Below are 25,728 nucleotides of genomic sequence, written 5' to 3'. Positions count from 1 at the left end.
GGTCAGGTGCCGCAGGTGGTGGCCGGCAGGCCGGACACCGCGACCGGGGAACGGCCGGTCGGGCGGGCCTTACCGGCGAGCACCGCGGCCAGCGCGGTCATCGACGCCCGGGTGGACGAGTAGGTGGCCAGCAGCGTCGGCGACTTCGCCCCGGCCAGCACGTACGGGGTGTCCATGGCCACGGTCACGGTGGCGTCGGCACGCAGGTCCTTGCTGCCGTCGCCGTACCCGACGAGGTGCACCACGGTGCCGCCGCTCGGCACCACCTTCACGCCCGCGGCGGTGAGCGCCTCCGCCAGCGCGGCCCGGGTGCGGTCCCGCCCACCGGAGGAGGTGACGGTGACCGGGCCGGCCACCGGGCTGCCGCAGCGGCCGCGCAGCATCGTCACGGCGGCGGCGGCCAGGTCGGCGGCGGCCCTGCGGTGCGCGGCGCTGTCCAGCGTCGACAGCGCCGGCGCCGGCCGGTCGGCCAGCTTGAACTTCATGGTCAGCACCCGGGTGACGGCCTCGACCAGCCGGGTCCGGGGCAGCGAGCCGTCCTTGAGCGCGGCCAGCATCCCCTCGTACGCCTGGCCCACGTTCGGGGTCATGAGGATCAGGTCGTTGCCGGCGTTCAACGCCCGGACCGCGGCCTCCCCCGGCGACCACCGCTTGGCCGGCGCCATGTTCATCCCGTCGGTGATCACCACGCCCTGGAAGCCGAGCTGGCCGCGGAGCACGTCGGTGAGGAGCTTGCGGGAGAAGGTGGCCGGGGTGCCGGGGTCGACCGCCTTGACGTCGAGGTGGGCCGACATGACCGCCAGGGCGCCGGCGTCGATCCCGGCGCGGAACGGCGGGAACGCGGTGCGGTCCAGCACGTCGCGGGACTGCCCGACCACCGGCAGGTCGGTGTGCGAGTCGGCGGCGGTCAGCCCGTGGCCGGGGAAGTGCTTGACGGCGGAACCGACCCCCTCGGCCTGGAGGCCACGGACCGCGCCGGCCACCTGCGCCGAGGCGGTCTTCGGGTCGGCGCCGAAGGAGCGGGAGCCGATCACCGTGCTGCGGGTGGCCAGCACGTCGGCGACCGGGGCGAAGTCGAGGTTGACGCCCATGGCGGCCAACTCGGCGCCGGCGGCCCGCCAGGCGGCCTCGGTCAGCGAAGGGTTGCCGGCGGCCCCGGCGGCCAGCGGGCTGGGCAGCAGGGTGACGCCGTCGGTGATCCGGGTGACCACGCCGTACTCCTGGTCGGTGCCGATCAGGAACGGGGCGGGGCCGGCGGGCAGCCGGCCGGCGGCCTCGCGCAGCCCGTCGGTCAGCGCGCGGACCTGCTTCGGGTTGTCGACGTTCGTGGTGGCCTGGTTGCCCGAGGTGGGGTCGTCGGCGCTGAAGCCGACCAGGATGAGCCCGCCGAGGCGGTACTTCGCGACCATCTCGGCGGGGGTGTCGACCCCGGCCAGGGCCCGGTTGCCGGCCGCCGACCCGGGCGAGACCCTGGTGGCCGAACTCCCGTACGCGTACGGCATGAGCACCTGGCCGACCAGGTCCTCGTCGGTGAGCGTCGCCACCAGGGCGGCCGCCCTGGCGGCCGGGTCGGCGCCGGTCGGCGAGGGGGCGGCCGACGACGGGGCCGGCGCCGGGCTCGACGGGGTCGCTCGGGGCCGTTCCGGCTCACCCGAGCACCCGGAGACGAGCAGCGCGGTCAGTGCGGCGAGCGCGACGCCGGCGCGACGCGGGGAAATCGACACGCGCCCCACCGTATCGGGGCAACTTGACCTTCGTCAGCCCACCCGGGTGAGCAGCGTCACGGGGGCGCCGTCCCCGGCGTAGCGGTAGGGCTCCAGTTCGGCGTCCCAGGCGGTGCCGAGCGCCTTGTCGAGGGCGTGCGCGAGGGCCTCCGGGGCCCGGGCGGACGCCATGATGCTGCGCAGCCGGTCCTCGCCGAGCTGGATGTCCCCGGCCGCGCCGACGGTGGCCCGGAACAGGCCGCGCCCCGGGACGTACATGAAGCGCTCGCCGTCGGCTCCCGGGCTGGGCTCCTCGGTCACCTCGAAACGGATCATGGGCCACTGCCGGAGGGCAGCAGCCAGTTCGGCGCCCGTCCCCGGGCTGCCGGTCCACCCGCACTCGGCGCGACGCGCCCCGGGATCGACGGGCTGGGCCGTCCAGTGCAGGTTGACCGGCGCGGCGAGGACGCGCGCGATCGCCCACTCGACGTGCGAGGACACGGCGAGCGGGGTCGAGTGGACGTATACGACGCCACGCGTTGGCACGGTGACCTCCCGGTGAGCCGAGGTGCGTCTTCCCCTACGACCTCGTCCACCCGAGTGGCCTCTGCAACACATGATGACCCGAGTGACGGATGGTGCGCCAGCGAATCGGAAAATTCGCCGGGCCCGGCGGCCGGGAAATACCCGGGCGGCTGACCCGGTTGTGCTCCCTGACGGCGCGACGACCAGCCAGGCGTCGAGGTCGTGTACAGTTCTCTGGGCGGTTCTGTGCCGCCGCACGTCTTCGCGGGCTGACGCTCACCCCGGGCGTCAAACCGCACATCAGCCCCCGGACGTTTTCGTCCTCCCGTACGTCTGCAAGGAGTACCTCCGTGGCGAGCAACACCTCTAAGACCGCGCGCGCGTCAGTCCGGGCCGGCCAGGCTGGCCAGGGTGGCGCCCTCAGCGTGCTGGGCGAGTTCAAGTACCTGATCCCGCTCAACGGCGGCAAGCACGCCTACGTGCGCAACCTGACCAACGGCAAGACCGCGCACCTGCGCACCGACTCCGAGGCCTTCGTCGAGGAGCTGCGGGTGCTGGCCGCCGCCGGCCACGCCGCCAAGCTGCGCGCCGAGATCAACGCGCTGGCCGCCTCCCACCCGGAGCACGGCTGGGACAAGACCGAGAAGCGTCTCGTCGAGGCCGGCGTCTTCGAGGGCTGAGCGCCCTCACCCGCGACACCACGAACCGCCCGCCGGGGTCACCCCGGCGGGCGGTTTCTGTCTGTTCACTCCTCCGGCAGCAGGGCCACCTCACCGGTGGCCAGGTCGTAGAGGGCGCCGACCACGGCGACCTCCCCGGCGCTGACGGGATCGGCCAGGAGGTCGTCGGCGCGCAGGGTGGCCACCGTGCGCCGGACGTGCCGGCGGATGGCGAGGGGGTGTGCGTCCGGGTCGTCCGCGCCCACCTCGTGGACCGCCGGCGCGATCCGGTCCACCACGTAGCCCAGCGAGCCCTCCGGCAGCCGCCCGCTGCGCAGCGCCTCGACCGCCGAGCCCACCGCCCCGCAGCGCTCGTGCCCGAGCACCATCACCAGGCGTACGCCGAGCTGCCCCACCACGTACTCGATCGAGCCGCAGACGGCCCGGTCGAGCACGTGCGCGCCGGTGCGGATCACGCAGATCGAGCCGAACGTCTGGTCGAAGATCGCCTCCAGCGGCACCCGCGAGTCGATGCAGCCCAGCAGCACCGCGTACGGCTGCTGGTCGCCGGAGGCCACCGCGGCGGCGGCGGTGACGTCGTGGCCGTGCACCGGTTGCCCGCTGACGAAGCGCCGGTTGCCGGCGAGCAGCTCGGCCAGGGCGGCCCGGGGCGTCCGGGCGGCGGGGGTGGGCGGCATGCCTCCAGCCTGGTCACCGATCCGACGTCACGAAGCCGGGTTGGGAATCTTCTCACCACCCCGGTTGCCGTGTTGTCATGACGGGTACGCCGGTGTTACCGCCGGGTCACTCCGGTGCGACAGACACCGGTCGGCCCGGGGGAGGTGGACTCATGCCGGAGCACCTGGAGGTGCGGCTACCCGACGGCGTACGCCTGCACGTGGCGGCGACCGGGCCGGTCGACGCCGAGGTCACCGCGATCCTGCTGCACGGCTGGACGCTGGACGGACGGAGCTGGCACCGTCAGCTCGCCGACCTGCGCGACCGCTTCGGCGAGCGGGTCCGGGTGGTGACCTACGACGCCCGCGGGCACGGCCGGTCGAGCTGCATGGCGCTGCGCACCGCCACCCTGGCCCAGCTCGGCGACGACCTGGCGGCCGTGGTCGACCAGGTCGTCCCGTCCGGGCGGATCGTGCTGGTCGGGCACTCGATGGGCGGGATGACCGTGATGGAGTACGCCCACCGCCACCCCGAGCACTTCGCCGGCCGCACCGCCGGCCTGGTCTTCGTCTCGACGACGGCCGAGGGGCACACCCACACCGCCTACGGGCTCTCGCCCCGCATCACCCGGCTGATCCGGCTCGCCGAGACGACCGGCGCCGGGGTGCTGGCCCGCTGCGGCGCCTGGCGCCCGCCGCACGCGCTGCTTCGCGCGCTGCGCCCGAGCATCCGGTGGATGCTGTTCGGCGACCGCTGCGACCCGGCCGACATCCGGCTTGTCACGTCGGCGGTGGCGCACGCCTCGCTGCGCTCGATAGGCGGTTTCCGCGCCTCGATCGGGGCCCAGCACCGGCTGGACACCCTCGCGGCGCTGGGCCGGCTGCCGGCCGCCGCGCTGGTCGGCGACCGGGACCGGCTCACCCCGCCGCCGTGCGCCGAGTCCATCGCCGCGGCGCTGCCCACCACCGAGCTGACCGTCTGCCCCGGCGCCGGCCACATGCTCATGATGGAACGCCCCGACGACGTGAACGCGGCCGTCGCCGGGGTGCTGGACCAGGTGCTGACGGGAACGGACGCGGGAACGTCCGGGCAACGGGTGGGAACGTCCGGATAACGGGCAACCCGCAGCGGCGGGCAGCGGGCAACGGCATGGCCCCGACAGCGGCCGGGTCGGCGGCCCGTACCCTCATTCAGCCCGCCGTCTGACCACAGGAGCCCCCGCGTTGAGCGACCAGACCACCCTGGAACGGGAGATGGCCGTCGAACAACGGCATCTCGACCGGGTGTACGCCCGGCTGGCCGAACTGCGTCGGTCGGCCGCCGACGCCGAGCGGGAGGGCTACCGGCTGGCCCGGGTCGGCAACTTCGGGGCGCTTGTCGAACGTGACGCCATGGTCTTCCACGCGGCGCAGCGCCGCCACGTGCTGGACGCCGAGCACGAGGGTCTGGTCTTCGGGCGGCTGGACCTGCGCACCGGGCAGGTGCTGCACGTGGGCCGGCTCGGGGTGCGCGGCGAGAACGCCGAGACCCTGGTGGTGGACTGGCGGGCGCCGGCCGCCGCCGCGTTCTACCAGGCCACCCCGGCCGAGCCGCGCGGCGTGGTGCGGCGGCGCACGATCCAGTCGTCGGCGGAGCGGGTCACCCGGATCGAGGACGACCTGCTGGACCCGGAGTCGGCGCCGCCGGACATGGCGGTGGTCGGCGACGGCGCGCTGCTGGCCACCCTCTCCCGGGCCACCGGGCACGGCATGCGGGACATCGTGAGCACCATCCAGCGGGAGCAGGACGAGGCGATCCGCTCCCCCGGCAACGGCGTCACGATCGTCTCCGGCGGCCCGGGCACCGGCAAGACGGCGGTGGCCCTGCACCGGGCCGCGTACCTGCTCTACTCCGACCGGGCCCGGTACGCCGGGGGCGGCATCCTGGTGGTCGGCCCGTCGAGCGTGTTCGTCCAGTACATCGCCTCGGTGCTTCCCTCGCTCGGTGAGGAGACCGCCACCCTGCACTCGCTGGGCTCGCTCTTCCCCGGCCTGTCGGCGACCCGCACCGACCCGCCCGAGGTGGCGGCCGTGAAGGGGTCGCTGCGGATGCGCCGGGTGCTGGAGCGCGCGGTCCGGGACGCGGTGCCCGACTCCCCCACCGAGCTGCGCCTGCTCTACCGGGGCGAGCTGCTCCGGCTGGAGCGGGCCGAGCTGGACGCGATCCGGGACCGGACGCTGTCCCGGGGCGCGCGCCGCAACGAGGTGCGCCGGGCGGCCTTCGACGCCGTGCTCGCGGCGTTGTGGGCGCAGGCCCGCACGCTGCGGATCGGCCGGCTGCCGGAGCAGCCCGCGTTCGAGGACGAGATCATCGAGCGGCCGGAGTTCCGCGAGTTCCTCAAGGCCTGGTGGCCCCGGCTGCACCCGCGGCACGTGCTGGACTGGCTGGCCCGCCCGGAGCGGCTGCGCCGGTACGCCGGCGGCGTCCTGTCGGGGGCCGAGATCCGGCTGTTGACGCAGGCGTACCGGAGCCTGGCCGCCGAGGGGCTCACCATCGCGGACGTGGCGCTGCTGGACGAGCTGGACGCGCTGCTCGGCAAGCCGGTGCAGCGGGCGAGGCCGAAGCGGGACCCGTTCCAGCTGGCCGGCGGCGTCCGCGAGCTGAGCACGGCCGCCGACCGGCAGCGGGCCGCCCGGGCCGCCGCCCGGGAGCGCCCGGAGGACTACCGCGACTACGCGCACGTGGTGGTCGACGAGTCGCAGGACGTCTCCCCGATGCAGTGGCGGATGATCGGCCGGCGCGGCCGGCTGGCCTCCTGGACGGTGGTGGGCGACCCGGCGCAGACCGCCTGGACCGGCGACGCGCAGGAGCTCGCCCGGGCGCGGGACCAGGCGCTGGGCCGGCGCCGCCGGTACCGCTACGAGCTGACCACCAACTACCGCAACTCGGCGGAGATCTTCGCGGTGGCGGCCGCGGAGATCCGCCGCGTCCACCCGGACCTGCCGCTGCCCACCGCGGTCCGGTCCACCGGCGTCGCGCCGGTCGAGCGGACCGTGCCCGCCGCCGAGCTGCCCGCCGCCACCGCGGCGGCGGCCCGCGCGCTGCTGGCGGAGGTCGAGGGCACGGTGGGCGTGATCACGCCGGTGCCGCGCCGGGACGAGGTGGCCGGCTGGGTGGGCGACCTCGGCGGCCGGCTCCAGGTGGTGACCAGCCTCCAGGCCAAGGGCATGGAGTACGACGGGGTGGTGCTTGTCGCACCGAGCGAGATCCGGGCCGATCCGGGGTCGGGCGTGCGCACCCTCTACGTGGCGCTCTCCCGGGCCACCCAGCGCCTCACCACGCTCGACCCGGTCGGCTGACGACGGCTGCCCGCCCCGACGTTCACTTGCACATATAGCGATGTGAGCATAGATTGAGCTCGGCCGGGGCGACGGACGGAGGGTGTGGGCGTGGGCGCAGGTCATGACCACAGCGGCGCGGTGGCCAACGCCGCGCACCGTCACCGTGGTCGCCTCTGGGCCGCGTTCGGGCTGCTCACCGCCCTGATGGCGGTCGAGGCGGTGGCCGCGTTCGCCACCGGCTCGCTGGCCCTGCTCTCCGACGCCGGGCACATGTTCACCGACGTCCTCGGCATCGGCATGGCCCTCGCCGCGATCAGCGCCACCCGGCGCGCCGACACCGATCCGCAGCGCACCTTCGGGCTCTACCGGCTGGAGGTGCTCGCCGCGCTGGCCAACGCGGTGCTGCTGGGCGCCGTGGCGGTCTACGTCCTGATCGAGGCGGTACGCCGGTTCGGCGAGCCGCCGGAGGTGCTGGCCGGGCCGATGCTCGCCGTGGCGGTGCTCGGCCTGCTCGCCAACATCGCCGCGTTCGCGCTGCTGCGCGCCGGCGCCGAGGAGAGCATCAACCTGCGCGGGGCGTACCTGGAGGTGCTGGGCGACCTGCTCGGCTCGCTCGGGGTGATCGGCGCCGCCGTGGTCATCGCGCTCACCGACTGGTGGTGGGCCGACCCGCTGGTCGCCGTGGCGATCGGGCTGTTCATCCTCCCCCGCACCTGGCGGCTCGGCCGCGCCGCCGTCCGCATCCTGGTCCAGGCCGCCCCGGAGCACCTCCAGGTGACCGCCGTGCACGATCGCCTGGCCGCCGTGCCCGGCGTCGCCGAGGTGCACGACCTGCACGTCTGGACGCTCACCTCGGGCATGGAGGTGGCCTCGGCGCACCTCACCATGGTCCCCGGCGCCGAGGTGGGCGACGTGCTGGCCGCGGCCCGCACCGCCCTGCACGAGGACTTCTCGATCGATCACGCCACGTTGCAGATCGAACCCGGAGCGTCGCCGGGGGCCTGCGGTGCGGTCGAGTGGTAATTAGGGCAATCTTAAATCCAAGTGGCTATTGTGCACTTGTGCCGGTTTTGACCGGGCCACCGGCTCCCACCTGCGAAGCCGGCCCGGAGCAACGCCGGTAGGCTCGACCGCGGCCACCGCCGGGCGGCGCCCACCGGCGCCTGCGGCGGCCGTCGCCTAATCGCCCGCAGGGGCGAGCCGGGGAACCACGTTCGTGGGGTGCATCCGCGTCAGCGGTAGGGATCTTCCGTCCCGAACCCGTCAGCTAACCCGGTCGGCGGTTGACGGAAGGACACGTGAATGCCCCCAGTGGCACCTGTACGACGGACGGCCGCCCGGTTGGCGGCCCTGCTCATCGCGACGCTCACCCTCGGCGTCGTGGCCGCGCCGGTCTCCCCCGCCTCGGCGTCCCCGGCTACCGGCCTGCTCGCCGCCGCACCCGGCGACGACGAGGGCGGCACCCCGGCGCTGCGCGCCCAACTCGACGCGGCCAGCAAGGGCTGGCTGGAGGCGCGGGCCGCGTTGAACCGCTCGGTGACCCGGCAGCAACAGCTCACCGCCCAACTCAAGACGGTCAACGCCGAGTTGACCGTGCGCGACGCCAAGGTCGGCGAGATCGCCGGGGTGGCGTACCGGGCCGGGCGGATGGGCACGGCCGCGGCGCTGCTCGGCAGCAGCAGCCCGGAGGGCTTCATGGACCGCGCGGCGGCGCTGGAGCAGGTGGCCGCGCACGAGGACCGGGCGCTGCGCGACCTCATCGAGACCCGGGACGAGGCCACCCGCACGCAGGCCGCGCTCACCGGCGAGATCCAGGAGCAGCGCAAGCAGGTCGCCGTGATGGCCAAGCGCAAGCAGCAGGCCGAACGCGCCCTGGAGGTGGCCAACGACCGCGCGTCCAGCAGCGGCGGCGGCAGCGTGCAGGGCACCTCCTCGGCGAACGCGAAGCCGGCCCCGCGCAACGCCGACGGCTCCTGGCCGCCCGAGTCGTGCAGCGTCAACGACCCGACGCCCGCCGACGGCTGCATCACCCCGCGTACGCTGCACGCGCTCCAGCAGGCCAAGGCGGCCGGCTTCACCCGGTACGTCTCCTGCTACCGGCCCAGCGGCTCGGGCGAGCACCCGAAGGGGCGGGCCTGCGACTTCGCCGCGCAGACGGACGGCTTCGGCGGCGTGGCCAGCGGCGGCGACAAGACGTACGGCAACAACCTGGCCGCCTACTTCATCCGCAACGCCGACGCCCTCGCCGTGCTGTACGTGATCTGGTACAAGCAGATCTGGCTGCCCAGCAGCGGCTGGAAGGCGTACAGCGGCGGTAACGGCGACCCGTCCAGCGACCACACCAACCACGTGCACCTGTCGGTGTACTGACCCGCCCCGGCGGCACCCGGCCTACGCCCCACGACGTACGCCGGGTGTCGCCGCGCGGCCCACGACGTGGCGCCCGCGACGGCCGAGCATCGGGGGCATGACTCGACTCTCCCCCGCCGGACGCAAGGCCCTGCTCACCCTGCACGTGGTCACCTCGGTGGGCTGGCTCGGCGCCGACCTGGTGCTGCTCACCCTCGGCGTGGCCGGGCTGCGCGGGGCCGACCCCGAGGTGGTCTACCCGGCGGCCGCGCTGCTGGTCACCTGGCTGTTCGCCCCGCTGAGCGTGGTGGTCTGGCTGGTCGGGCTGGCCAGCGCGCTGCTCACCCCGTGGGGTCTGCTGCGCTGGCGCTGGGTGCTGGTGAAGTTCGCCGTCACGACAGTGGTGCTCACGCTGGTGCTGCTCCTGCTCACCCCGCGGGTCCGGCACCTCGGCGAACTGGCCGGGGCGGCCGACACCCACCTTCGCGTCGACCTGGTGGTCGCGCCGACCGTCTCCAGCACGCTGCTGCTCGTCGTCACGGTGCTGTCCACGTACAAGCCGTGGGGGCGGCTGCGGCCGGCCCGCCCGGCGGCCCGGCGGCCGGCGGCGGCCGGGCGGCGCGGCTGAGTCAGGCCGCCCGCCCCTCCAGGGTGGCGCCGAGCCGGCTCGCCAGGCCGAGGTGGGCCGCCCGGGCCTGCCGGAAGGCGTACCCGAACAGCGGCGCGGGGGCGGAGAGGGTGATCTCCACGTCGATCCGCACCACCCCGTCGGGCTCGTCACGCAGCCGGGTGTGGTTGCGCACCGTGGTGGCCGGCTGCTGCCGGGCCACGGTGACCACCTCGTCCTCGTTGGCGATCAGCACGTCGGCCTGGTAGGTGACCGGGAAGTGCAGCGGGCCGAGCTCCAGCCGGTCGGTGATCGCGTAGCTGGCCAGCGCGCCCGGGCGGGGCGGCAGTTGGCGGACCCGCACGATCAGCGGATGCAGCTCGCCCTGCCGGCTCAGGTCACCGAGAAGGGCCACCGCGTCCGCCCGGGTGCAACGGGCCTGCACGGTGTAGCTGAAGCTGTCGCTGCTGAGCAAGCCGTACCCCCTCGCCGTCGTGGATCCGCACGATCGTCCCGTACCGGAGCCGGGCTGGCAACGGGTCGGAAGACCCTGTCGACCAGCGGAGGGGTGGGCGCCGTTCAGGCGCCGGGGAGCACCTCACGGGTGCTGTCGGCGAACCAGGGCTCGGGCGCGCCGAAGAGGCCGAGCAGGCCGGTCACCCAGAGCTGCCGGTGCACGAACCGGCTCGGCTCGGTGACCACCAGCTTGACGCCGCTCACCTCGCAGGTCTGGAAACCGGCGACCATGGCGCTGATGCCGACCGAGTCGATGAAGGTGACGAGCCGCATGTTGAGCTCGATCCGGGAGGGACGGCCCTTGGCGAGCACCTCGGCGATCGCTTCCCGCACCTCGTACGCGGTGTCGACGTCGATCTCGCCCCGCGGGGCGATCTGGACCACACCACCCGGCAGCACCGACTTCACGATCGACAGGCTCACGCGAGCACCTCCACTCGCCCATCTGGGCGCCTCATCAGTACGCGGGCCGCGACCGAGAGTATTCCTCCGACGGCCTCGGTCGCCACCCCTCGGGATGAGCAATTCGCGGACTGGGCACACCTGGGCACCCTGATCCGGACCTTCGGGCTCCGATCGTCCCCGCGGCGCGGGTCCCATCGGTCGATCGACCGGGGCGGGCCCGGCCGATCCGCCGACCCAGGGTAGCGGGCCGCCGCACGTCCCGGTGGCACCCGACCCCCGGCGCGTCCGGGTGGTCTGTCCGGTGCCGCGCCGACGCGCCCCGCCGGGGTGGTTTGCGCCGGGACGGGTCGGGGCACTGGGCACGGGGAGCGAACCGTCACGCGCCGGACGACACCCGGAGTCCGCACCGGCCACCGGACTTCGGCACCCCGAGGAGGTAACACCCATGTTCGGATCCACCCTGCTGGACCGCCGCAGCAAGCCCGAGCGGGTCGCCGACCAGGCCTGGCAGCACCTGCTCGCCGCCGCCGGCTCCGCCGGCGGCAGTGTGCGGGACGCCGCCCGCTCGGCCCGCCGCAACTCCTCCGGCTTCGCCGACGACGCCACCGACCTGGTCGGCTCCGCCGCCGAGGAGGCCCGCCGCCGGGCCAGCCTCGCCTTCGACGCGCTCGCCGGCCGCCGGCCGGCGCTGCCCTGGACGCTGCTGATCGCCGCGGCGCTCGCCGGCGCGGCGATCGGCTGGGCCGCCGGCACCGCCGCGCGGGCGGCCGGCAGCCGCGAGCGGGACGTCGACGAGATCGAGTTCGTCGACGTCGACCGCCCCAACTCCCCCGCCGGCCTCGACGGCTGAGCCGGACGCGACGGTGGCCGCCCCCGGCGTCGGGGGCGGCCACCGTCGTGTGTGGGCGGTGCGGTCAGCGGGCGGTGCAGGAGACCGTCGGCGCGCGGTTGCCGCCGGTGTACGTGCCGGTGAAGCCGGCCGTGGTGACCGCTCCGACACCCAGGTTGCCGTTCCAGCCGGCGTCCCGGACTGTCACGGCCGACCCGCTCTGGGTGTACGACCCGTTCCAGAGCTGGGTGATCTTCTGGCCGTCGGGGAAGGTCCAGGACACGGTCCACCCGGCGATCGGGGCGGTGCCGGAGTTGCGCACCGTCACCTCGCCCTGGAAGCCGCCCGGCCAGGAGTTCGTCACCGCGTAGGTCGCCGCGCAGCCGCTGCCGGTCGGCGACGGGTCCGGGGACGTGGGCGACGGGCTGGGCGAGGTCGGCGACGGGCTGGGCGAGGTCGGCGACGGGCTGGCCGAGGTGGGCGTCGGGCCGGGCGTGCCGCCGAGCCGGTCGGCCACCAGGATGCCCCGGCCGTTGGTGCCCAGGTAGACCCGGCCGTAGACCCGCGGGTCGCCGGTGAGCGCCTCGCCGGCGTTGCCGTACTGGTGCTGGTCGTCGTTGATCCGCACCCAGGCCGCGCCGGCGTTGTCCGAGCGGTACACACCCTGCCTGCCGTCGACGGTGCCCACCGTGAACAGCGCGGGGTACGTCTGGCCCGGGGCGGCCTTGCCGAAGCCCACGTTGACCGTCGAGGTGACGCCGGCCAGCTTCGTGAAGCTCGCGCCGGAGTCGGTCGAGTGCCACAGTCCGCCCTCGCCGGCCAGCCAGACGTCGCCCTCGCGGCCGGGCACGGCCTTGACCTTGACCCCGGTGGTGGGCAGGCCGCTCGCCGCGGTGGCGGTGAAGCTCGCGCCGCCGTTGGTGCTCACGTGGAACCGCCCGCCGCTGACGCCGTAGAACGTGTTCGGGTTGACCCGGTCGGACTCGACGACCGCGTTCGCCGGGATACCGGCCGCGGCGGTCCACGAGGTGCCGAAGCCGACCGAGCGGACCACCGGCTGGCCGGCGTCGCCCGGCGCCCAGACGAACTGGCTGCCGTCGGCGGAGGCGGCCACCGTGCCGCCGCTGTTGATCCCGGACGGCTCGCTGCCCTGGAACCAGTTCGCCCCGCCGTCGGTGGAGAACGCGACGTGGCTGTCGTTGGGGCGGTCCGCGTCGGTGAAGTTGCCGGCCCGGACCAGCACCGCCGGCTTGGCCTCCGCGTAGTCGAGGCTGGTGGTGCTGGTGAAGGTCGGCTGGGTGAACATCATCGGCGGCACCGCGGTGAGGTCGGTGTGGCGGAAGCCGCCGATGTCACCGAGCGCGCTGACCAGCGTGGCGCCCGAGGGTGGGCTGACCAGGTCGAGGACCGCGGTCTCCTCCAGCCCCTCGACCATCGGCTTGACGGTGAACTGGCCGCCGGTGTCCCACTTCGTCAGCTCGGTGGTGCCGTAGATCGTCGCGCCGGTGCCGTACATCATCCGGTTGCTGTCGAACGGGTCGATCTCCAGCGACTCGTTCATCCAGCCCAGCTTCGGGCTCTCCTCGGGCGGCGCCGGGTTCGTGCCGAAGGTCAGCCAGGGCACCGAGGAGATGTCCATGGTGTACTTCTTCGTGCGGGTGGGGTAGCTGGCGAAGTCCCAGATCCGGGTCCAGGTCGCGCCCCCGTCGGTGCTGCGCCAGAAGATGGCGTCCGGCCACCAGGAGACCTGGGTGGCCACCATGAGGGTGTTCGGGCGCTGCCGGTCGATGGTCAGCCCGGAGTAGCCGAAGTAGGCGTCGGCGCTGGACGACGGGACCGGGCTGATCTGCGTCCAGGCGCCGGTGGCCCGGTTGAACTTCCACACGTCGCCCTTGCCGCCGTCGTACGGGCCGCCGGTGTCGCTGGTGGCGATGTAGAGGTAGCCGCCGACCGGGTCCACCACGCCCTTGTGGGCCAGGTAGCCGGTGGGCTGGCCGGGGATCCGCTCCCAGGTGGCGCCGCCGTCGGTGCTCCGGTAGACCGGGTTCTGCCTGTCGGCCACGCCCACGTAGATCGTCTTCGTGGCGGCGCCGGGCGTACCCGTGCTCTTGTCGAAGCTCACCCAGGTCAGACCCTGGTTCTGGCTCTGGTAGCCGGAGCTGTCGTTCGGGTCGGCCCGGTAGTTGCCGACGTTGGGGAAGTTGGTCACCCTGGCCCAGGTGACCCCGTAGTCGGTGCTGCGCCACAGGCCGTTGCCGCCCTCGGCGCCGTAGTAGAGGACGCTGTTCCGGTTCGGGTCCACGGCGAGGCGCTCCCCCATGCCGCGGCCGGGCATGTTGCCGCCGTTCTTGAACGGCAGGGCGGTGGCCTGCCAGGTGGCGCCCTTGTCGGTGGAGCGCAGGATCGCCCCGTTGTTCGGGTCCCAGTCGTTTGTGTACATGCCGACCGCGGCGTACACCCGGTTGGTCTGCACCGGGTCGGTGGCGAGGCTGACCACGCCGTTCCAGCCCCACCGGTCGGCGCCCACCCAGTCCAGCAGCGGCGTCCACGACTGGGTCGACTGCTCCCAGCGGTACGCCCCGCCGATGTCGGTGCGCGCGTAGATCAGGTTCTTCTCGGTCTGGTTGAAGATGATGCCGGGGACGAAGCCACCGCCGTCGATCCGGACGTTCTTCCAGCTGTACGGCTCGGCCGAGGCGGCGGCGGCCGGGGTGGCGGGGGCGGCGGCGAACTGCACGACGACGGCCGCCGCGGTGGCGGCCAGTGCCGCGGCGGCCACGCCGGCGAGACTTCTACGCATGGTGGGTCCTCTCGGTGAGACATTCACATTAACCGATGATGGAAGCGCTCCCAAGCGGTTGCCGCCCGGATCGGGTGAGGGCGGGTCACCCGGGGTGCGCGCAGGATCGGAGTTGCGGGACTCCGTGCCGGCGGCGGAGCCCGGCGAACCGTGAACCGACCCGGAGGGAGCCAGCATGGCCACCGCCACGACCACCCGTACCGACCAGGAGATCCAGACCGCCGTCCTCGACGAACTGACCTGGGAGCCCCGGGTGCGGCCCAACGAGATCGGGGTGACCGTCACCGAGGGCGTGGTGACGCTGAGCGGCTCGGTGGACAGCTACGCCAAGAAGTGGGCCGCCGAGCGGGCCGCCCACCGCGTGCCCCGCGTCCGGGCGGTCGCCAACGACGTCGCCGTCCGGATCGCCACCTCCGCCGAGAAGAGCGACCCGGAGATCGCCACGGCGGCCAGCCGCGCGCTGGAGTGGGACGCGTTCGTGCCGATCGAGGCCCTCGACGTGACAGTCGCCGACGGCTGGGTCACCCTGCACGGCGAGGTCGAGTGGGAGTACCAGCGCCGTGCCGCCGAACGCTCGGTCGCCCGGCTCACCGGCGTACGCGGGGTGAGCAACGGCATCACGGTGCGGCCGAGCGCCCGCGCCGACGGGCGCGACCTGGCCGAGCGGATCGTGGACGCGCTGGCCCGCAACGCCGCCACCGAGGCGGAGGGGATCAGCGTCCGGGTGCACGGCGACACGGTGCTGCTGGAAGGGCTGGTCCACTCGGCGCCGGAGCGCGCGGAGATCGAGCGGGTGGTGTGGAACGCGCCCGGCATCCGGGAGGTGCACAACCACGTGACCGTGGGGCAGTGAGCCGGACCACCCGGGCCGGGTGATCCCGGCTCACCCCGTCGTGGGCGAGGGTGGGAACCATGACCACGCCTCTCCAGGTCACCACCGCCCGCCTGCACGTCCCCGTGACCGCGGCGGACCACGCCCGCGGGCCGGCCGACGCGCCGGTGACCCTCGTCGAGTACGGCGACTTCCAGTGCCGGTTCTGCGGCGCCGCGTACGCCAACCTGGCCGAGGTGCTGCGCCAACGCGTCGACACGGTCCGGCTGGTCTACCGGCACTTCCCCATCGCCAACGTCCACCCGTACGCGGAGAGCGCGGCCGAGGCCGCCGAGGCGGCCGGCCGGCGCGGACGGTTCTGGGAGATGCACGACTGGCTCTACGAGCACCAGGACCAGCTCGACCCCGTGCACCTGTCGCTCGGGGTCGAGCAGCTCGGGCTGCCACCCGACGAGGTCGGCGCGGAGGTGGGGCGCCAGGCCCACGCCGATCGGGTCCGGCAGGACTTCGTCGGCGGCATCCGCAGCGGGGTCGACGGGACCCCGACGCTCTTCGTCAACGAGGTGCGCCACGACGGCGGCTACGACCTGGCCGACCTGCTGGCCGCCGTGGACGCCGCCGCGAACCCCTGACCCCGGGCCCGGTCAGATCAGCCGGAGCTCCCGCGCCCGCCGGACGGCCTCCCGCCGGCGGGTCGCGTCCAGCTTGCGGTAGATGTTGCGCACGTGGGTCTTCACCGTGTTGACCGACAGCGACAGCTCGCTGGCGATCTCCACGTTGGACAGGATGCTCTGCAGGTAGCGCAGGATGGTCAGCTCCCGCTCGGTCAGCGGCTCGTCCAGGGCCCGCTCCGGTCCGGCCGGGCGCTCCGGCGGCTCGTCGGCACGGCGCTCGTCGGCCCCGCGGACCAGGTCGCTCACCGTGGGCCAGTGCGCCGTGCCGGAGTCCAGGTGCGCGGCGAGCAGGTCGCGGACCGCCGGCTCGGCGCGGGTGAAGACCCGCCGGTAGCCCTCCGGCTCGGCCAGGTCCAGCACCTGCTCCAGGATCCGCCCGGCCCGGCGGTCGTCACCGCCCGCGCCGGTCAGTACCGCGTCGAGCACCCCGGCGGAGAGCCGCACGGACAGCGGCCAGGCCGCCGCGTCCGGGCCGGTCCAGTCGGGCAGCGCCCGCCCGGCCTCGCGCGGGTCACCGGACCGCAGCCGCACCCGGGCGAGCGCCACGTCCAGGGCGGCCTGTGCACCGCCTGCCCCACCCTGCTCCGGGCCGGCCCACCCCGAGCCCGGCGCGCGCGACAAACCGGCTCCGGCCACGGCGCCCGTCGTGGGTGACGGATCGGCCGCGGTCGCGGCGTCCGTCGCGCCGGCTCCCGCGTCGACGAGTACGGCCCGGGCCCTGTCCACGTCGCCCACGGCGGTGCGCAGCTCGGCCTCGTCGGCGGTCAGCCGGGCGCCCAGCTCCGGGCCGGGTGCCGTCTCCCGCGCCGCCACGAGGGCGCGCAGCGCCGCCGCCGGCTCCCCGCCGGCCGCCAGCAGCCCGGCCCGGCAGAGCGCCGCCAGCGCCGCCGCGCCCGGCTCCGCCGTCGCCGGCCCGGCCAGGGTCAGGTGCGCGGCGGCCTCCGCCGGCTCGTCGCGGTCCCACGCCACCAGGGCCAGCGCCAGGTACGCGTACCCGCAGTCCAACCGGGACGACCAGCCCTGGCAGGACGGCAGGGCCAGGGCCTCCCGGGCGTGCCGTTCGGCGTTCCGCAGCGCCCCGCGCGCGGCGTCCAGCAGCGCCAGGCGGCTGGCGCAGACCAGTTCGGTACGCGGCCGGACCGCCCGTCGCGCCCCCGCGAGCGCCTCGGCGAAGCGCGCGGCGGCCTCGGACAGGTCCCCCTCGGCCAGCGCCACCAGCCCGAGCGCGGTGCCGGCGACCGCCCGCACGTCGGCGTCCTCCGCCGCACCGGCCCGCGGGTCGTCGACCGGGCCGTCCGGGGCGCCGGTGGCGAGCAGTCGCCCGGCGGCACGGCGTACCTCGTCGTGGTCCCCGGCGAGCCGGGCCAGGGTCAGCTCGACCGCGACGGCCAGCCGCCGGAACCGGTCCCGGCGCGGGGCGGGCAGGTCGCGGGCGTGCTCGACGGCCCGCCGCAGCTGTCCCGCGGCCGCCTCGGCGTCCCCCGCGTACGCCCGTTCGGCCGCGCCGGCCAGCGCCAGCTCGGGATCCCGGCGCACCGCCTCGGCCGGCGGCTCGGGTGGGGCGGGGGCTGCCGGCCGGTCCCGCTCGTACGGCGCCAGCTCGGGCCAGCGGGCGATCAGCAGTTCGGTGGCGGTGTCCCACTCGCCGGCGGCCAGCGCGTGCCGCAGCGCCTCGGCCGGCCGGTCGTGGCCCGCGTACCAGCCGGCGGCCCGCCGGTGCAGCTCGCCCAGTTCGTCGGCGGGGAGCCGGTCCAGCTCGTCGCGGAGCAGGTCGGCCAGCAGCGGCTGGCACCGGTACCAGGGCGGGCTGCTCCCGTCCCGCTGGACGAAGCCGCCGTCCCGGGCCAGGTCGGCCAGCACCTGACCGGCGTCCGGCCGCCCGGTCACCGCGTCGGCCAGGTCGGCGCAGACCGCGGCGGCCACCGCGCTGCGGCGCAGCACGTCCCGGGCGGCCGGGTCCAGCGGCGCGAGCACCTCGTCACGCAGGTAACCGGCGACGTCCGGCTGGTCGCCGGTGAAGCGGTCGACCGCGCGGGCCGGGTCCGCCTGGGCGCGCAGCGCCAGCGCGGCGAAGCGCAGGCCGGCGGGCCAGCCCCCGGTCCGGTCGGCCAGGCGCGGCACCGCCTCGGCCGGCAGCGGCACCCCGTGCGCGACCAGCAGGTCGGCCACCTCGTCGGCGGTGAACGCCAGCTCCGCCGGGCCGATCTCGGTCAGCTCCCCGGCCAGCCGCCACCGGTGCAGGGCCAGCGGCGGGTCGGTCCGCGCGCCGGCCACCACCCGCAGCCGCCCCTCGGTGTGCCGGAGCAGGAACTCCAGCCCGGCCAGCGCGGCCGGGTCGGTCACCCGGTGCAGGTCGTCCAGGACCAGCAGCACCGGGCGTTCCCGGGCGGCGAGCGCGGCGGCGAGCAGTTCGAGCTGGTCCGGCCGGGGCGGCCCGTCCGGCAGCGGCGGCTGCGGTCCCTCGCCCGGCACCCCGTCGGCGGCCGCCCGCAGCGCCGCCGCCAGGTACGCCCACAGCCGCTCCCCGGTGTCCCCCGCCTCCACCGTCACCCAGGCCGGCGGCGGCTCGCCCGACACGGCCCGGGCCCAGCCGGCGAGCAGTGTCGTCTTGCCCCAGCCGGCCGGCGCGAGCACCAGGGTGACCGGCCCGGCGGCGCCCCGGTCGAGCCGGTCCAGCAGCCGGGGCCGGACCAGCACCGGCTCGGGCAGCGCGGCGGGCGAGAGCCGGGACGCCAGCAGCGGCGGGCCCACCACCCCGAGTCCTCCCGCCGACCCGCCCCAGCCCGGCGTCACGTCGGTCGCCGTGGTGACGTCGGTCGGCGACGCGGTGACCTCGACGCGGTCAGCCTCATCCGGCATGCGGCCCCTCCCCCGGGTCGGTGCGGGCAGCGGTTACCCGGCCCGGGCCCGTTCACCCCTTCGGGGCGAACCCCGCTCACCCCGGCCGGCCGCATCCTGAAGGCACGCGGGCGGCCGGCCGTGCGGGCCCGGCCGCCCGGGACCCGCGACGACGGGAGGGGCCTGTGGCACGGATGGGACGGCTGGCCGGCGGTGGGCTCGCCCTCGTGCTGGCGGGCGGGGCGCTGGCCCGCGTACGCCGGCACCGGCGCCGCCCGCCCACGGCCGCGCCCGACCCGCGGCCCGGACGCTGGCAGGTGGTGACGGTGGCCGGGCGGCCCGAGGAGGTGCTGCCGCCGGGGCGCTGGCCGGAACCGCTGCGCCGGCTCGACGGCGCGGTCGAGCTGGCGGCCCGCCCGGCCCCCGGCGGCCGGGGCACCGAACTGGCGGTCCGCCCGCTCGGCGGCGAGCCCACGCTGCCGGGGCTCGCGGCCCACCTGGTCGGCGACGATCCCGGCCGGTTCCTGCGGCAGGCGCTGCGGGAGGCGAAGCAGCTCGTGGAGACCGGGGAGGTGCTGCGGGCGGACCGCTCGCGGCTGGACCGTCCGGGGACGGCTGGATGAGGGCGCTCTGCTGGGAGGGCGCCGACACGCTGGCGGTCCGGCAGGTGCCCGACCCGGAGCTGCGCAACGCCCAGGACATGATCGTGCGGGTCCGCCGGAGTGTGACCTGCGGCGCCGACCTGCAGCTGCTGGCCGGCGCGGTCCCCCACCTGGCCGCCGGTGACGTGCTCGGGCACGAGTTCCTCGGCGAGGTGGTCGAGGTCGGGCCGGAGGTACGCCGGCACCGGGTCGCCGACCGGGTGGTGGTCTGCGCGGGGATCGCCTGCGGGGCCTGCTGGTTCTGCCGGCAGGGCCTCTTCGCCTGCTGCGACAACGGGACGACCGGCGCGGCCGGGGCCGAGCCGGAGTGGGGGCAGCCCACCGGCGGCTGCTACGGGCGACCGGCCCTGCTCGGCGGCTTCGCCGGCAGCCACGCCGAGTTCGTCCGGGTGCCGTACGCCGACGTCGGCGCGTTCACCGTGCCCGAGGGGGTCAGCGACGACCGGGCGGTCTTCGCCTCGGACGCCGCTCCGACCGGCTGGATGGGCGCGGAGCTGGGCGAGGTGGCCCCCGGCGACGTGGTGGCGATCTGGGGCGCGGGAGCGGTCGGCCAGCTCACCGCGGCGGCGGCCCGGCTGCGTGGCGCGGACCGGGTGATCGTGGTCGACGACCACGACGAGCGGCTGCGCATGGTCGAGCGGCACGTCGGCGCGGAGCCGCTCAACTTCCGGTACCTGGACGTCCCGGCCGAGCTGCGGGAGCGCAGCGGCGGGCGGGGCCCGGACGTGTGCGTGGAGGCGGCCGGGCCGGCGGCACGGTCGCCGGGGCTGTTCGCCGCCCGGCCCGGGCGGCGCGCGGAGGGGGCGCCGGCGCTGCGCGAGGCGGTGCACTCCTGCCGCAAGGGCGGCACCGTGGTGCTGCTCGGCGCCGGGACCGGTTTCGTGGACACCTTCCCGCTCGGCGCCGTGCTCGACAAGGGGCTGACCGTACGTGGCGGCCGGCAGCACGGGCAGCGCTGGATCCCGATGCTGCTGGAGCGGATGGCCCGCGACGAGCTGCGTACCGAGCACCTGGCCACCCACCGGCTGCCGCTGGAGCGGGGCGCGGACGGTTACGCGCTGTTCCGGGACCGGGCCGACGGCTGCGTCCGGGCGGTCTTCTCCCCGTGATCGCGGCGGCCCGGGGTGGCACACTCGGCGGATGCGCGACGACCGCCCGTACGACCTCATCCTCTTCGGCGCCACCGGGTTCACCGGCGGCCTGACCGCCGAGTACCTGGCCCGGCACGCCCCGGAGGGGCTGCGCTGGGCGCTGGCCGGCCGCAACCCGGGCAAGCTGGCCGGGGTGCGGGACCGGCTGGCCGCCGTCGACCCGGACCTGGCCGGGCTGCCGCTGCTCACCGCCGACGTCACCGACGCGGCGTCGCTGCGGGCCGTGGCGGAGAGCGCGCGGGTGGTCGCCAGCACCGTCGGCCCGTACATCCACCACGGCGAGCCGCTGGTCGCGGCCTGCGCCGCCGCCGGCACGGACTACCTCGACATCACCGGCGAGCCGGAGTTCGTCGACCTCATGTACGTGCGGCACCACGCCGAGGCCGTGCGCACCGGGGCGCGGCTGGTGCACGCCTGCGGCTTCGACTCGGTCCCGCACGACCTGGGCGCCTGGTTCACCGTCAAGCAGCTGCCCACCGACGGGCCCGTCACGGTGGACGGTTACGTCCGGGCCGGTGGACGCTTCTCCGCCGGGACGTACCACTCGGCGCTCACCGCGTTCTCCCGCACAGGCGAGATGAGCCGGGCGGCGAAGGCGCGCAGGGCGGTCGAGCCGCGGCCGGAGGGCCGGCGGGTCCGGGCGGTGCCCGGTCGGGTCGGCCGAGTCAAGGAGTTCGGGCTGTGGGCGGTGCCGCTGCCCACCATCGACCCGCAGGTGGTCCGCCGGTCGGCGGCGGCCCGCCCGGAGTACGGCCCGGACTTCCGCTACCGCCACTTCGCCGCGGTGAAGCGGCTGCCCACCGTGCTGGCCGCCGGGGTGGGCCTGGCCGGCGTGGTGGGGCTGGTGAAGCTGCCGCCCACCCGGCGCTGGCTGCTCGGCCGGCTCTCCTCCGGTCAGGGGCCGAGCGCCGCCCAGCGGGCGAAGTCGTGGTTCCGGGTCCGGTTCGTCGGCACGGGCGGCGGCCGGACGGTACGCACCGAGGTGGCCGGCGGCGACCCCGGCTACGACGAGACCGCCAAGATGCTCGCCGAGTCCGCGCTCTGCCTGGCCTTCGACGACCTGCCGGCGACCGCCGGCCAGGTGACCCCGGTGACCGCGATGGGCGACGCCCTGCTGGACCGGCTGGTCCGGGCCGGAATCACGTTCCGGGTGCTGGACGCTTGACCCTCGACCGGGTTGAGGCCCCAGGATCCGGCGTCGTGGAGAGCGAACTGCGCAGCATCGGCGAGCTGGCCCGGGCCAGCGGGCTGACGGTGAGCGCGCTGCGGTTCTACGACCGCTCCGGGGTGTTGGTGCCGGCGCTGGTGGACCCGGCGACCGGCTACCGCTGGTACACCGACGACCAGGTGGCCCCGGCCCGCCTCGTCGCCGGGCTGCGCCGCGTCGGCATGCCGCTGGCCGGGATCGCCGAGGCGCTGCGGCACCGGCACCGGCCGGCGGCGGTGCACCGGCTGCTGGACGCGCACCTGCGCCGCCTGGAGGACGGCCTCGCCGACGCCCGCCGTGAGCTCTCCCGGATCCGCGCCCTGATCGATCCGGAGGAGACCACCATGACCACCACCCGACTCGTGCTGCGCCGCGCCGACCTGGCCGGCGCCGTGGACGCCGTCCGGTTCGCCGTCGGCGCCGATCCGGAGCTGCCGGTGCTCTCCGCCGTGCTCCTGGAGGTCGAGCCGGACGGTGTCCGGCTGGTCGCCACCGACCGGCACCGGCTGGCCGTGGCCCGGGTCGGCGGAAGGGTCGACGGCCCACCGGTGCGGGCGCTGCTCCCGGCGGACGCGGTGGACGCGCTGCGCGCCCTGCTCGACACCGGCGCCGGGATCACCCCGGAGGCGCTCCTCACCGTGACCCCGGACCGGGTCGAGGTCTCGGTGGCCGGCCGGCCGGTGACCGCCGCCGTGCTGCCGTACGACTTCCCGGACTACCGCCGCCTGCTGCACGGGCAGGTCGGCGACGCGCCCGCCCACCGGATCCCGGTCGACGTGGGGGCGCTGCGCCGCGCGCTCACCGCCGAGGGCGCTCCGGTGCTGCTCCGGGAGTACGCGGGGGTCGACCACGAGGTGGTCGTGCTGGGCCTGGACGACCGGGGCGGGCTGCGCGTGGTCGGGCCCGACGCCCCGGACGGGCTGCGGGTGGGGGTGAACCGGGAGTACCTGCTGGAGGCCCTGGACGCGGGCGGCCGCGGCCAGCTCGTGCTGGAGCTGGACGGGCCGATCGCCCCGCTGGCCGTGCGCCGGCCCGACGACGAGGACGTCTTCTCCATCCTCATGCCGGTCCGCCTCTGACCTGGACGGCGGCCTGCGCGGGCCGGGGCGGGCGGAACGGGACGCGACGGTAGCATCTGGGGGTCCCACCTGACTGCCTGGACGGAGGCGTACGAGCAGCATGCTCGACATGGAGTTGATCCGGAAGGATCGCGAGGCGGTGGCGACCGCGCTGGCGAAGCGTCTGGATCCCGCCGAGGTCAACCGGGCGCTGGACGACATCCAGCGGCTCGACCAGGAACGCCGTGCCCTGATCATGGAGATCGACGCCGAGCGGCAGCGCCGCAAGGCCGAGGCGCGGGCGTACGCGGAGGCGAAGCGGTCCGGCACCACGCCGGAGCCGGTCGCGCCGGAGGCCGAGCGCAAGCAGCTCGCCGAGCTGGAGTCCCAGCTGGACGAGGTGCAGTCCCGGCTGCGCGGCACCATGAGCGAGCTGCCCAACCTCCCCGCCGACGACGTGGTCGCCGGTGGCAAGGAGGCCAACCGGGTGCTGCGCACCTTCGGCGAGCCGCCGGCCGTCGAGAAGGTCCGGGACCACGTGGAGCTGAGCAGGGCGCTCGGCCTGGTCGACCACGAGCGCGGGGTGAAGCTCGGCGGCTCCGGCTTCTGGATGTACACGGGCCTCGGCGCCCGGCTGGAGTGGGCGCTGGTCAACTGGCTGATCGAGCAGAACATCCAGGCCGGCTACGAGTTCCTGCTCCCGCCGCACCTGCTGCTCGACAGCGCCGGCTTCGCCGCCGGCCAGTTCCCGAAGTTCTACGACGACGTCTACCACCTGGACAAGCAGTCCGCCCCGCGCGGCCAGTTCCTGCTGCCCACCGCGGAGACGGCGATCCTCGGCGCGTTCCAGGACGAGATCCTGGAGACCGCCAAGCTGCCGCTGAAGGCCTTCGCCTACACCCCCTGCTACCGGCGCGAGGCGGCCGGCTCGCACTCGGACGAGCGCGGCACGGTGCGCGGCCACCAGTTCAACAAGGTGGAGATCTTCCAGTTCACCCTGCCGGAGCAGGCGGGCGCCGCGCTGGAGGCCATGGTCGGCCACGTGGAGGGCCTGGTCGAGAAGCTGGGCCTGCACTTCCAGACCAGCCTGCTCGCGGCGGGCGACTCCAGCGCCGCCATGAAGAAGACCCTCGACGTCGAGGTCTGGATGCCGAGCACCGGCAAGTACAAGGAGGTGTCGTCGGTCTCCTGGGGCGGCGACTACCAGGCCCGCCGGGCCGCCATCCGCTACCGGGAGCCGGGCGGCAAGCAGACCCGCTTCGTGCACACCCTCAACGGCTCGGCGCTGGCCACCAGCCGGCTCTTCCCGGCCATCCTGGAGCAGTTCCAGCAGCCCGACGGCTCGGTCGTGGTCCCCGAGGTGCTCCGCGACAAGCTGGGAACGGACCGCCTCACCCCGATCCGCTGACGGGCTCCGCCCCGCGATCTTGCACTTCCGGCCCGCAAGGAGTCCGACTTGCGGCCTTTGCCGGGGCCACGAGTGCAAGATCGCGGGGGCGGCGGCGGGCCGCGAGGAGCAACCCGGCCAGCGCGGCTGCCAGCAGGGCCGGGCCGGCCCAGTTCACCGTGTGGGCCAGGGTCTGCTGCACCTCGGTCGCCGCCCGCACGACCGGGTCGCCGAAGGCGTCGTGGCGGCCCAGGGCGAGGCGTACCTCGTACCAGCCGTACCAGGCGACGTAGCCGCCCGCGACCAGCAGTATCAGGCCGCTCAGCCGGGGCACCCACGCGCCGGCGCCGCGCAGCCGGGCCACCAGGCGGCCGCGCAGCAGGGCCACGCCGAGCGCCGCCACCCCGACCACCAGGGCCATCCCCATCGCGTACGCGCCGAAGAGCGCCAGCCCGCGCAGCGTCGAGCCGGCCCGCAGGCTGGTCACCACGATCGCCAGAAACGGGGCGATGGCGCAGGTCAGCGAGGTCAGCGCGTACGCCGCCCCGAACAGGACCATGGACGGCCAGGTGCGGGTGAGCCGGGGCGCCCGGGCGAGCGGGCGGGCGGTGGGCAGCCGCCGGCCGGCGAGCAGCCAGCAGCCGGCAAGCGCCACCAGCACGCCGAGGGTCACGGTCAGCCAGGGCAACCGGGGGCGCAGCCAGTCGGCCAGCGGCGCGACGGCAAGGCCGAAGGCGCCGAAGACCAGCGCGTACCCGATGGTCAGCCCGGCCGTGGCGGTGAGCGCGCGCCCGACCGCGCCGCGACCGTCGGCGGGGCCGGCGACCAGCAGCGACAGGTACGCGGGCAGCATGGCGAAGCCGCACGGGTTGACCGCGGCCAGCATGCCCGCGGTCAGCGCGAGCAGCAGCCCGCCGGTCATCCCCGGGCCAGCGCGTCGACCTGGCGGGTGAGCGACTCCCCGTCGAGGAAGCCCTGGTGGACCACCCGCCCGTTCCGGTCCACGATGACGAAGGTGCTCTGCTCAACCACCTCGAACCGGCGCCACAGCGTCCCGGACCGGTCGTCGAGCTGCGGGGTGCCCGCCAGGTCGAACTCGGTGACGAACTCCTTCATGGCCTTCTGCTCGCCCAGCCCCGCGACGCCGACGATCGGCACGGTGTCCCGGTACCTCGGGGCGATCTCGGCTACCGTCCACGCCTGGCTGGCGCAGGTGGCGCACCACGGCGCCCAGAACCACAGCACCACCGGCTTCCCGGCCAGGGCGGCGGCGGAGAACGCCGTACCGTCCAGGGTCTTCGCGGTGAACGACAGCGTCTCCGGCACGCGGGCCGGGACCACCGGAGCGGCCGGCGACGGGGAACCGGCCGGTGCGGCGGCGGGCGACGCGGCGGCCACCACGCCGACCGGGGTGGCCCGCTCGGGGCCGACCGCGCAGGACGCCGCGCCGGGCAGCGTGGCGGCCAGCACGGCGGCGGTGACCAGGCGGCGGGCGGTACGTGGGGGCATCCGCGTCTCCTCGGGGTTC

23 protein-coding genes and 1 riboswitch are annotated in these 25,728 nt (G+C 75.5%); of the genes, 14 read left to right on the top strand and 9 right to left on the bottom strand.

All coding sequences use genetic code 11. The features are described 5' to 3' along the window. Positions 1–2 precede the first annotated feature (2 nt). Positions 3–1,724, bottom strand: coding sequence for a glycoside hydrolase family 3 protein (locus GA0070603_RS27410; protein ID WP_091319624.1), 1,722 nt, complete (start codon positions 1,722–1,724; stop codon positions 3–5). Positions 1,725–1,757: 33 nt separating this feature from the next. Further along, complete coding sequence (locus tag GA0070603_RS27405) at positions 1,758–2,249, bottom strand: DUF3145 domain-containing protein (protein ID WP_091319620.1); 492 nt, start codon at positions 2,247–2,249, stop codon at positions 1,758–1,760. 329 nt (positions 2,250–2,578) lie between these two features. Here GA0070603_RS27405 and GA0070603_RS27400 point away from each other — a divergent pair, with 329 nt between their 5' ends. Continuing rightward, the gene (locus tag GA0070603_RS27400; RefSeq protein WP_091319617.1) at positions 2,579–2,908 is read left to right on the top strand and encodes a hypothetical protein; all 330 of its coding nucleotides are present in this window, start codon (positions 2,579–2,581) and stop codon (positions 2,906–2,908) included. A 65-nt stretch (positions 2,909–2,973) separates the two neighbouring features. Here the strand turns inward: GA0070603_RS27400 and GA0070603_RS27395 are convergent, their stop codons facing one another. After that, entirely contained in the window at positions 2,974–3,585 is a 612-nt protein-coding gene (locus GA0070603_RS27395) for a carbonic anhydrase (RefSeq protein WP_091319613.1), read from the bottom strand. 152 nt (positions 3,586–3,737) lie between these two features. Here GA0070603_RS27395 and GA0070603_RS27390 point away from each other — a divergent pair, with 152 nt between their 5' ends. The 5 genes from GA0070603_RS27390 to GA0070603_RS27370 all read left to right on the top strand — a co-directional run bounded on the left by GA0070603_RS27390 (position 3,738) and on the right by GA0070603_RS27370 (position 9,862). Next, positions 3,738–4,679 (top strand): alpha/beta fold hydrolase, encoded by a 942-nt coding sequence (locus tag GA0070603_RS27390; RefSeq protein WP_091319610.1) that lies wholly within the window; start codon positions 3,738–3,740, stop codon positions 4,677–4,679. Between the two features lie 109 nt (positions 4,680–4,788). After that, the gene (locus tag GA0070603_RS27385; RefSeq protein ID WP_091319606.1) at positions 4,789–6,903 is read left to right on the top strand and encodes a HelD family protein; all 2,115 of its coding nucleotides are present in this window, start codon (positions 4,789–4,791) and stop codon (positions 6,901–6,903) included. 90 nt (positions 6,904–6,993) lie between these two features. Next, a complete protein-coding gene (locus tag GA0070603_RS27380) occupies positions 6,994–7,908 on the top strand; it encodes a cation diffusion facilitator family transporter (RefSeq protein ID WP_091322348.1) in 915 nt (304 codons plus the stop codon). 143 nt (positions 7,909–8,051) lie between these two features. Beyond that, positions 8,052–8,182, top strand: a riboswitch (cyclic di-AMP (ydaO/yuaA leader). A 5-nt stretch (positions 8,183–8,187) separates the two neighbouring features. Continuing rightward, a complete protein-coding gene (locus tag GA0070603_RS27375) occupies positions 8,188–9,255 on the top strand; it encodes a coiled-coil domain-containing protein (RefSeq protein ID WP_091319603.1) in 1,068 nt (355 codons plus the stop codon). A gap of 97 nt (positions 9,256–9,352) precedes the next feature. Beyond that, positions 9,353–9,862 (top strand): hypothetical protein, encoded by a 510-nt coding sequence (locus tag GA0070603_RS27370; RefSeq protein WP_091319600.1) that lies wholly within the window; start codon positions 9,353–9,355, stop codon positions 9,860–9,862. Position 9,863: 1 nt separating this feature from the next. On the opposite strand, the gene GA0070603_RS27365 is transcribed toward GA0070603_RS27370, so the two are convergent. Both GA0070603_RS27365 and GA0070603_RS27360 read right to left on the bottom strand, forming a co-directional pair. Further along, positions 9,864–10,316, bottom strand: coding sequence for an SRPBCC family protein (locus GA0070603_RS27365; protein ID WP_091319597.1), 453 nt, complete (start codon positions 10,314–10,316; stop codon positions 9,864–9,866). Positions 10,317–10,420: 104 nt separating this feature from the next. Further along, a complete protein-coding gene (locus tag GA0070603_RS27360; RefSeq protein ID WP_091319593.1) occupies positions 10,421–10,780 on the bottom strand; it encodes an STAS domain-containing protein in 360 nt (119 codons plus the stop codon). Between the two features lie 427 nt (positions 10,781–11,207). On the opposite strand from GA0070603_RS27360, the gene GA0070603_RS27355 reads away from it, so the two are divergent. Further along, positions 11,208–11,612, top strand: coding sequence for a hypothetical protein (locus GA0070603_RS27355; protein WP_091319588.1), 405 nt, complete (start codon positions 11,208–11,210; stop codon positions 11,610–11,612). A 64-nt stretch (positions 11,613–11,676) separates the two neighbouring features. On the opposite strand, the gene GA0070603_RS27350 is transcribed toward GA0070603_RS27355, so the two are convergent. Beyond that, positions 11,677–14,391: a cellulose-binding domain-containing protein gene (locus GA0070603_RS27350; RefSeq protein ID WP_091319584.1), complete on the bottom strand. Its 2,715-nt coding sequence runs from the start codon at positions 14,389–14,391 to the stop codon at positions 11,677–11,679. A gap of 175 nt (positions 14,392–14,566) precedes the next feature. On the opposite strand from GA0070603_RS27350, the gene GA0070603_RS27345 reads away from it, so the two are divergent. Both GA0070603_RS27345 and GA0070603_RS27340 read left to right on the top strand, forming a co-directional pair. Then, positions 14,567–15,244 carry a BON domain-containing protein gene (locus GA0070603_RS27345; protein ID WP_091319580.1) on the top strand — a complete coding sequence of 226 codons (678 nt, stop codon included), beginning with the start codon at positions 14,567–14,569 and terminating at the stop codon, positions 15,242–15,244. Between the two features lie 59 nt (positions 15,245–15,303). Beyond that, entirely contained in the window at positions 15,304–15,855 is a 552-nt protein-coding gene (locus tag GA0070603_RS27340) for a DsbA family protein (protein WP_091319575.1), read from the top strand. Between the two features lie 12 nt (positions 15,856–15,867). On the opposite strand, the gene GA0070603_RS27335 is transcribed toward GA0070603_RS27340, so the two are convergent. Further along, positions 15,868–18,756 carry a winged helix-turn-helix domain-containing protein gene (locus tag GA0070603_RS27335; RefSeq protein WP_091319572.1) on the bottom strand — a complete coding sequence of 963 codons (2,889 nt, stop codon included), beginning with the start codon at positions 18,754–18,756 and terminating at the stop codon, positions 15,868–15,870. A 164-nt stretch (positions 18,757–18,920) separates the two neighbouring features. Here GA0070603_RS27335 and GA0070603_RS27330 point away from each other — a divergent pair, with 164 nt between their 5' ends. The 5 genes from GA0070603_RS27330 (at position 18,921) to serS (ending at position 24,221) form a co-directional block, all read left to right on the top strand. Beyond that, positions 18,921–19,358, top strand: coding sequence for an SRPBCC family protein (locus GA0070603_RS27330; protein WP_091319568.1), 438 nt, complete (start codon positions 18,921–18,923; stop codon positions 19,356–19,358). Further along, positions 19,355–20,506 carry a zinc-binding dehydrogenase gene (locus tag GA0070603_RS27325; protein WP_091319565.1) on the top strand — a complete coding sequence of 384 codons (1,152 nt, stop codon included), beginning with the start codon at positions 19,355–19,357 and terminating at the stop codon, positions 20,504–20,506. Before GA0070603_RS27330 ends, GA0070603_RS27325 begins: the two co-directional genes overlap by 4 nt. 31 nt (positions 20,507–20,537) lie before the next feature. Further along, on the top strand, positions 20,538–21,713 hold the full coding sequence (locus GA0070603_RS27320; protein ID WP_091319562.1) for a saccharopine dehydrogenase family protein: 1,176 nt from the start codon (positions 20,538–20,540) through the stop codon (positions 21,711–21,713). Between the two features lie 47 nt (positions 21,714–21,760). Continuing rightward, a complete protein-coding gene (locus tag GA0070603_RS27315) occupies positions 21,761–22,834 on the top strand; it encodes a DNA polymerase III subunit beta family protein (RefSeq protein WP_091322347.1) in 1,074 nt (357 codons plus the stop codon). Positions 22,835–22,934: 100 nt separating this feature from the next. Next, positions 22,935–24,221 (top strand): serine--tRNA ligase, encoded by a 1,287-nt coding sequence (gene serS, locus GA0070603_RS27310; protein ID WP_091319559.1) that lies wholly within the window; start codon positions 22,935–22,937, stop codon positions 24,219–24,221. Here the strand turns inward: serS and GA0070603_RS27305 are convergent. Further along, entirely contained in the window at positions 24,205–25,122 is a 918-nt protein-coding gene (locus GA0070603_RS27305) for a cytochrome c biogenesis CcdA family protein (protein WP_091319556.1), read from the bottom strand. The two genes, serS and GA0070603_RS27305, sit on opposite strands and share 17 nt — an antisense overlap. Beyond that, complete coding sequence (locus GA0070603_RS27300; RefSeq protein ID WP_091319553.1) at positions 25,119–25,709, bottom strand: TlpA family protein disulfide reductase; 591 nt, start codon at positions 25,707–25,709, stop codon at positions 25,119–25,121. The genes GA0070603_RS27305 and GA0070603_RS27300 overlap by 4 nt, the downstream gene beginning before the upstream one ends. Positions 25,710–25,728: the final 19 nt, after the last annotated feature.

The organism is Micromonospora chersina (genome assembly GCF_900091475.1).
GTDB lineage: Bacteria > Actinomycetota > Actinomycetes > Mycobacteriales > Micromonosporaceae > Micromonospora > Micromonospora chersina.
This window is presented reverse-complemented; position numbering and strand designations above follow the sequence as displayed.

What these genes read in the sequence shown, in the direction of transcription:
- GA0070603_RS27395 (WP_091319613.1), bottom strand. Translation starts at nt 3,585, where the DNA reads ATGCCGCCCACCCCCGCCGCCCGGACGCCCCGGGCCGCCCTGGCCGAG.
- GA0070603_RS27305 (WP_091319556.1), bottom strand. Translation starts at nt 25,122, where the DNA reads ATGACCGGCGGGCTGCTGCTCGCGCTGACCGCGGGCATGCTGGCCGCG.
- GA0070603_RS27340 (WP_091319575.1), top strand. Translation starts at nt 15,304, where the DNA reads ATGACCACGCCTCTCCAGGTCACCACCGCCCGCCTGCACGTCCCCGTG.
- GA0070603_RS27355 (WP_091319588.1), top strand. Translation starts at nt 11,208, where the DNA reads ATGTTCGGATCCACCCTGCTGGACCGCCGCAGCAAGCCCGAGCGGGTC.
- GA0070603_RS27350 (WP_091319584.1), bottom strand. Translation starts at nt 14,391, where the DNA reads ATGCGTAGAAGTCTCGCCGGCGTGGCCGCCGCGGCACTGGCCGCCACC.
- GA0070603_RS27335 (WP_091319572.1), bottom strand. Translation starts at nt 18,756, where the DNA reads ATGCCGGATGAGGCTGACCGCGTCGAGGTCACCGCGTCGCCGACCGAC.
- GA0070603_RS27300 (WP_091319553.1), bottom strand. Translation starts at nt 25,709, where the DNA reads ATGCCCCCACGTACCGCCCGCCGCCTGGTCACCGCCGCCGTGCTGGCC.
- GA0070603_RS27320 (WP_091319562.1), top strand. Translation starts at nt 20,538, where the DNA reads ATGCGCGACGACCGCCCGTACGACCTCATCCTCTTCGGCGCCACCGGG.
- serS (WP_091319559.1), top strand. Translation starts at nt 22,935, where the DNA reads ATGCTCGACATGGAGTTGATCCGGAAGGATCGCGAGGCGGTGGCGACC.
- GA0070603_RS27345 (WP_091319580.1), top strand. Translation starts at nt 14,567, where the DNA reads ATGGCCACCGCCACGACCACCCGTACCGACCAGGAGATCCAGACCGCC.
- GA0070603_RS27390 (WP_091319610.1), top strand. Translation starts at nt 3,738, where the DNA reads ATGCCGGAGCACCTGGAGGTGCGGCTACCCGACGGCGTACGCCTGCAC.
- GA0070603_RS27375 (WP_091319603.1), top strand. Translation starts at nt 8,188, where the DNA reads ATGCCCCCAGTGGCACCTGTACGACGGACGGCCGCCCGGTTGGCGGCC.
- GA0070603_RS27325 (WP_091319565.1), top strand. Translation starts at nt 19,355, where the DNA reads ATGAGGGCGCTCTGCTGGGAGGGCGCCGACACGCTGGCGGTCCGGCAG.
- GA0070603_RS27370 (WP_091319600.1), top strand. Translation starts at nt 9,353, where the DNA reads ATGACTCGACTCTCCCCCGCCGGACGCAAGGCCCTGCTCACCCTGCAC.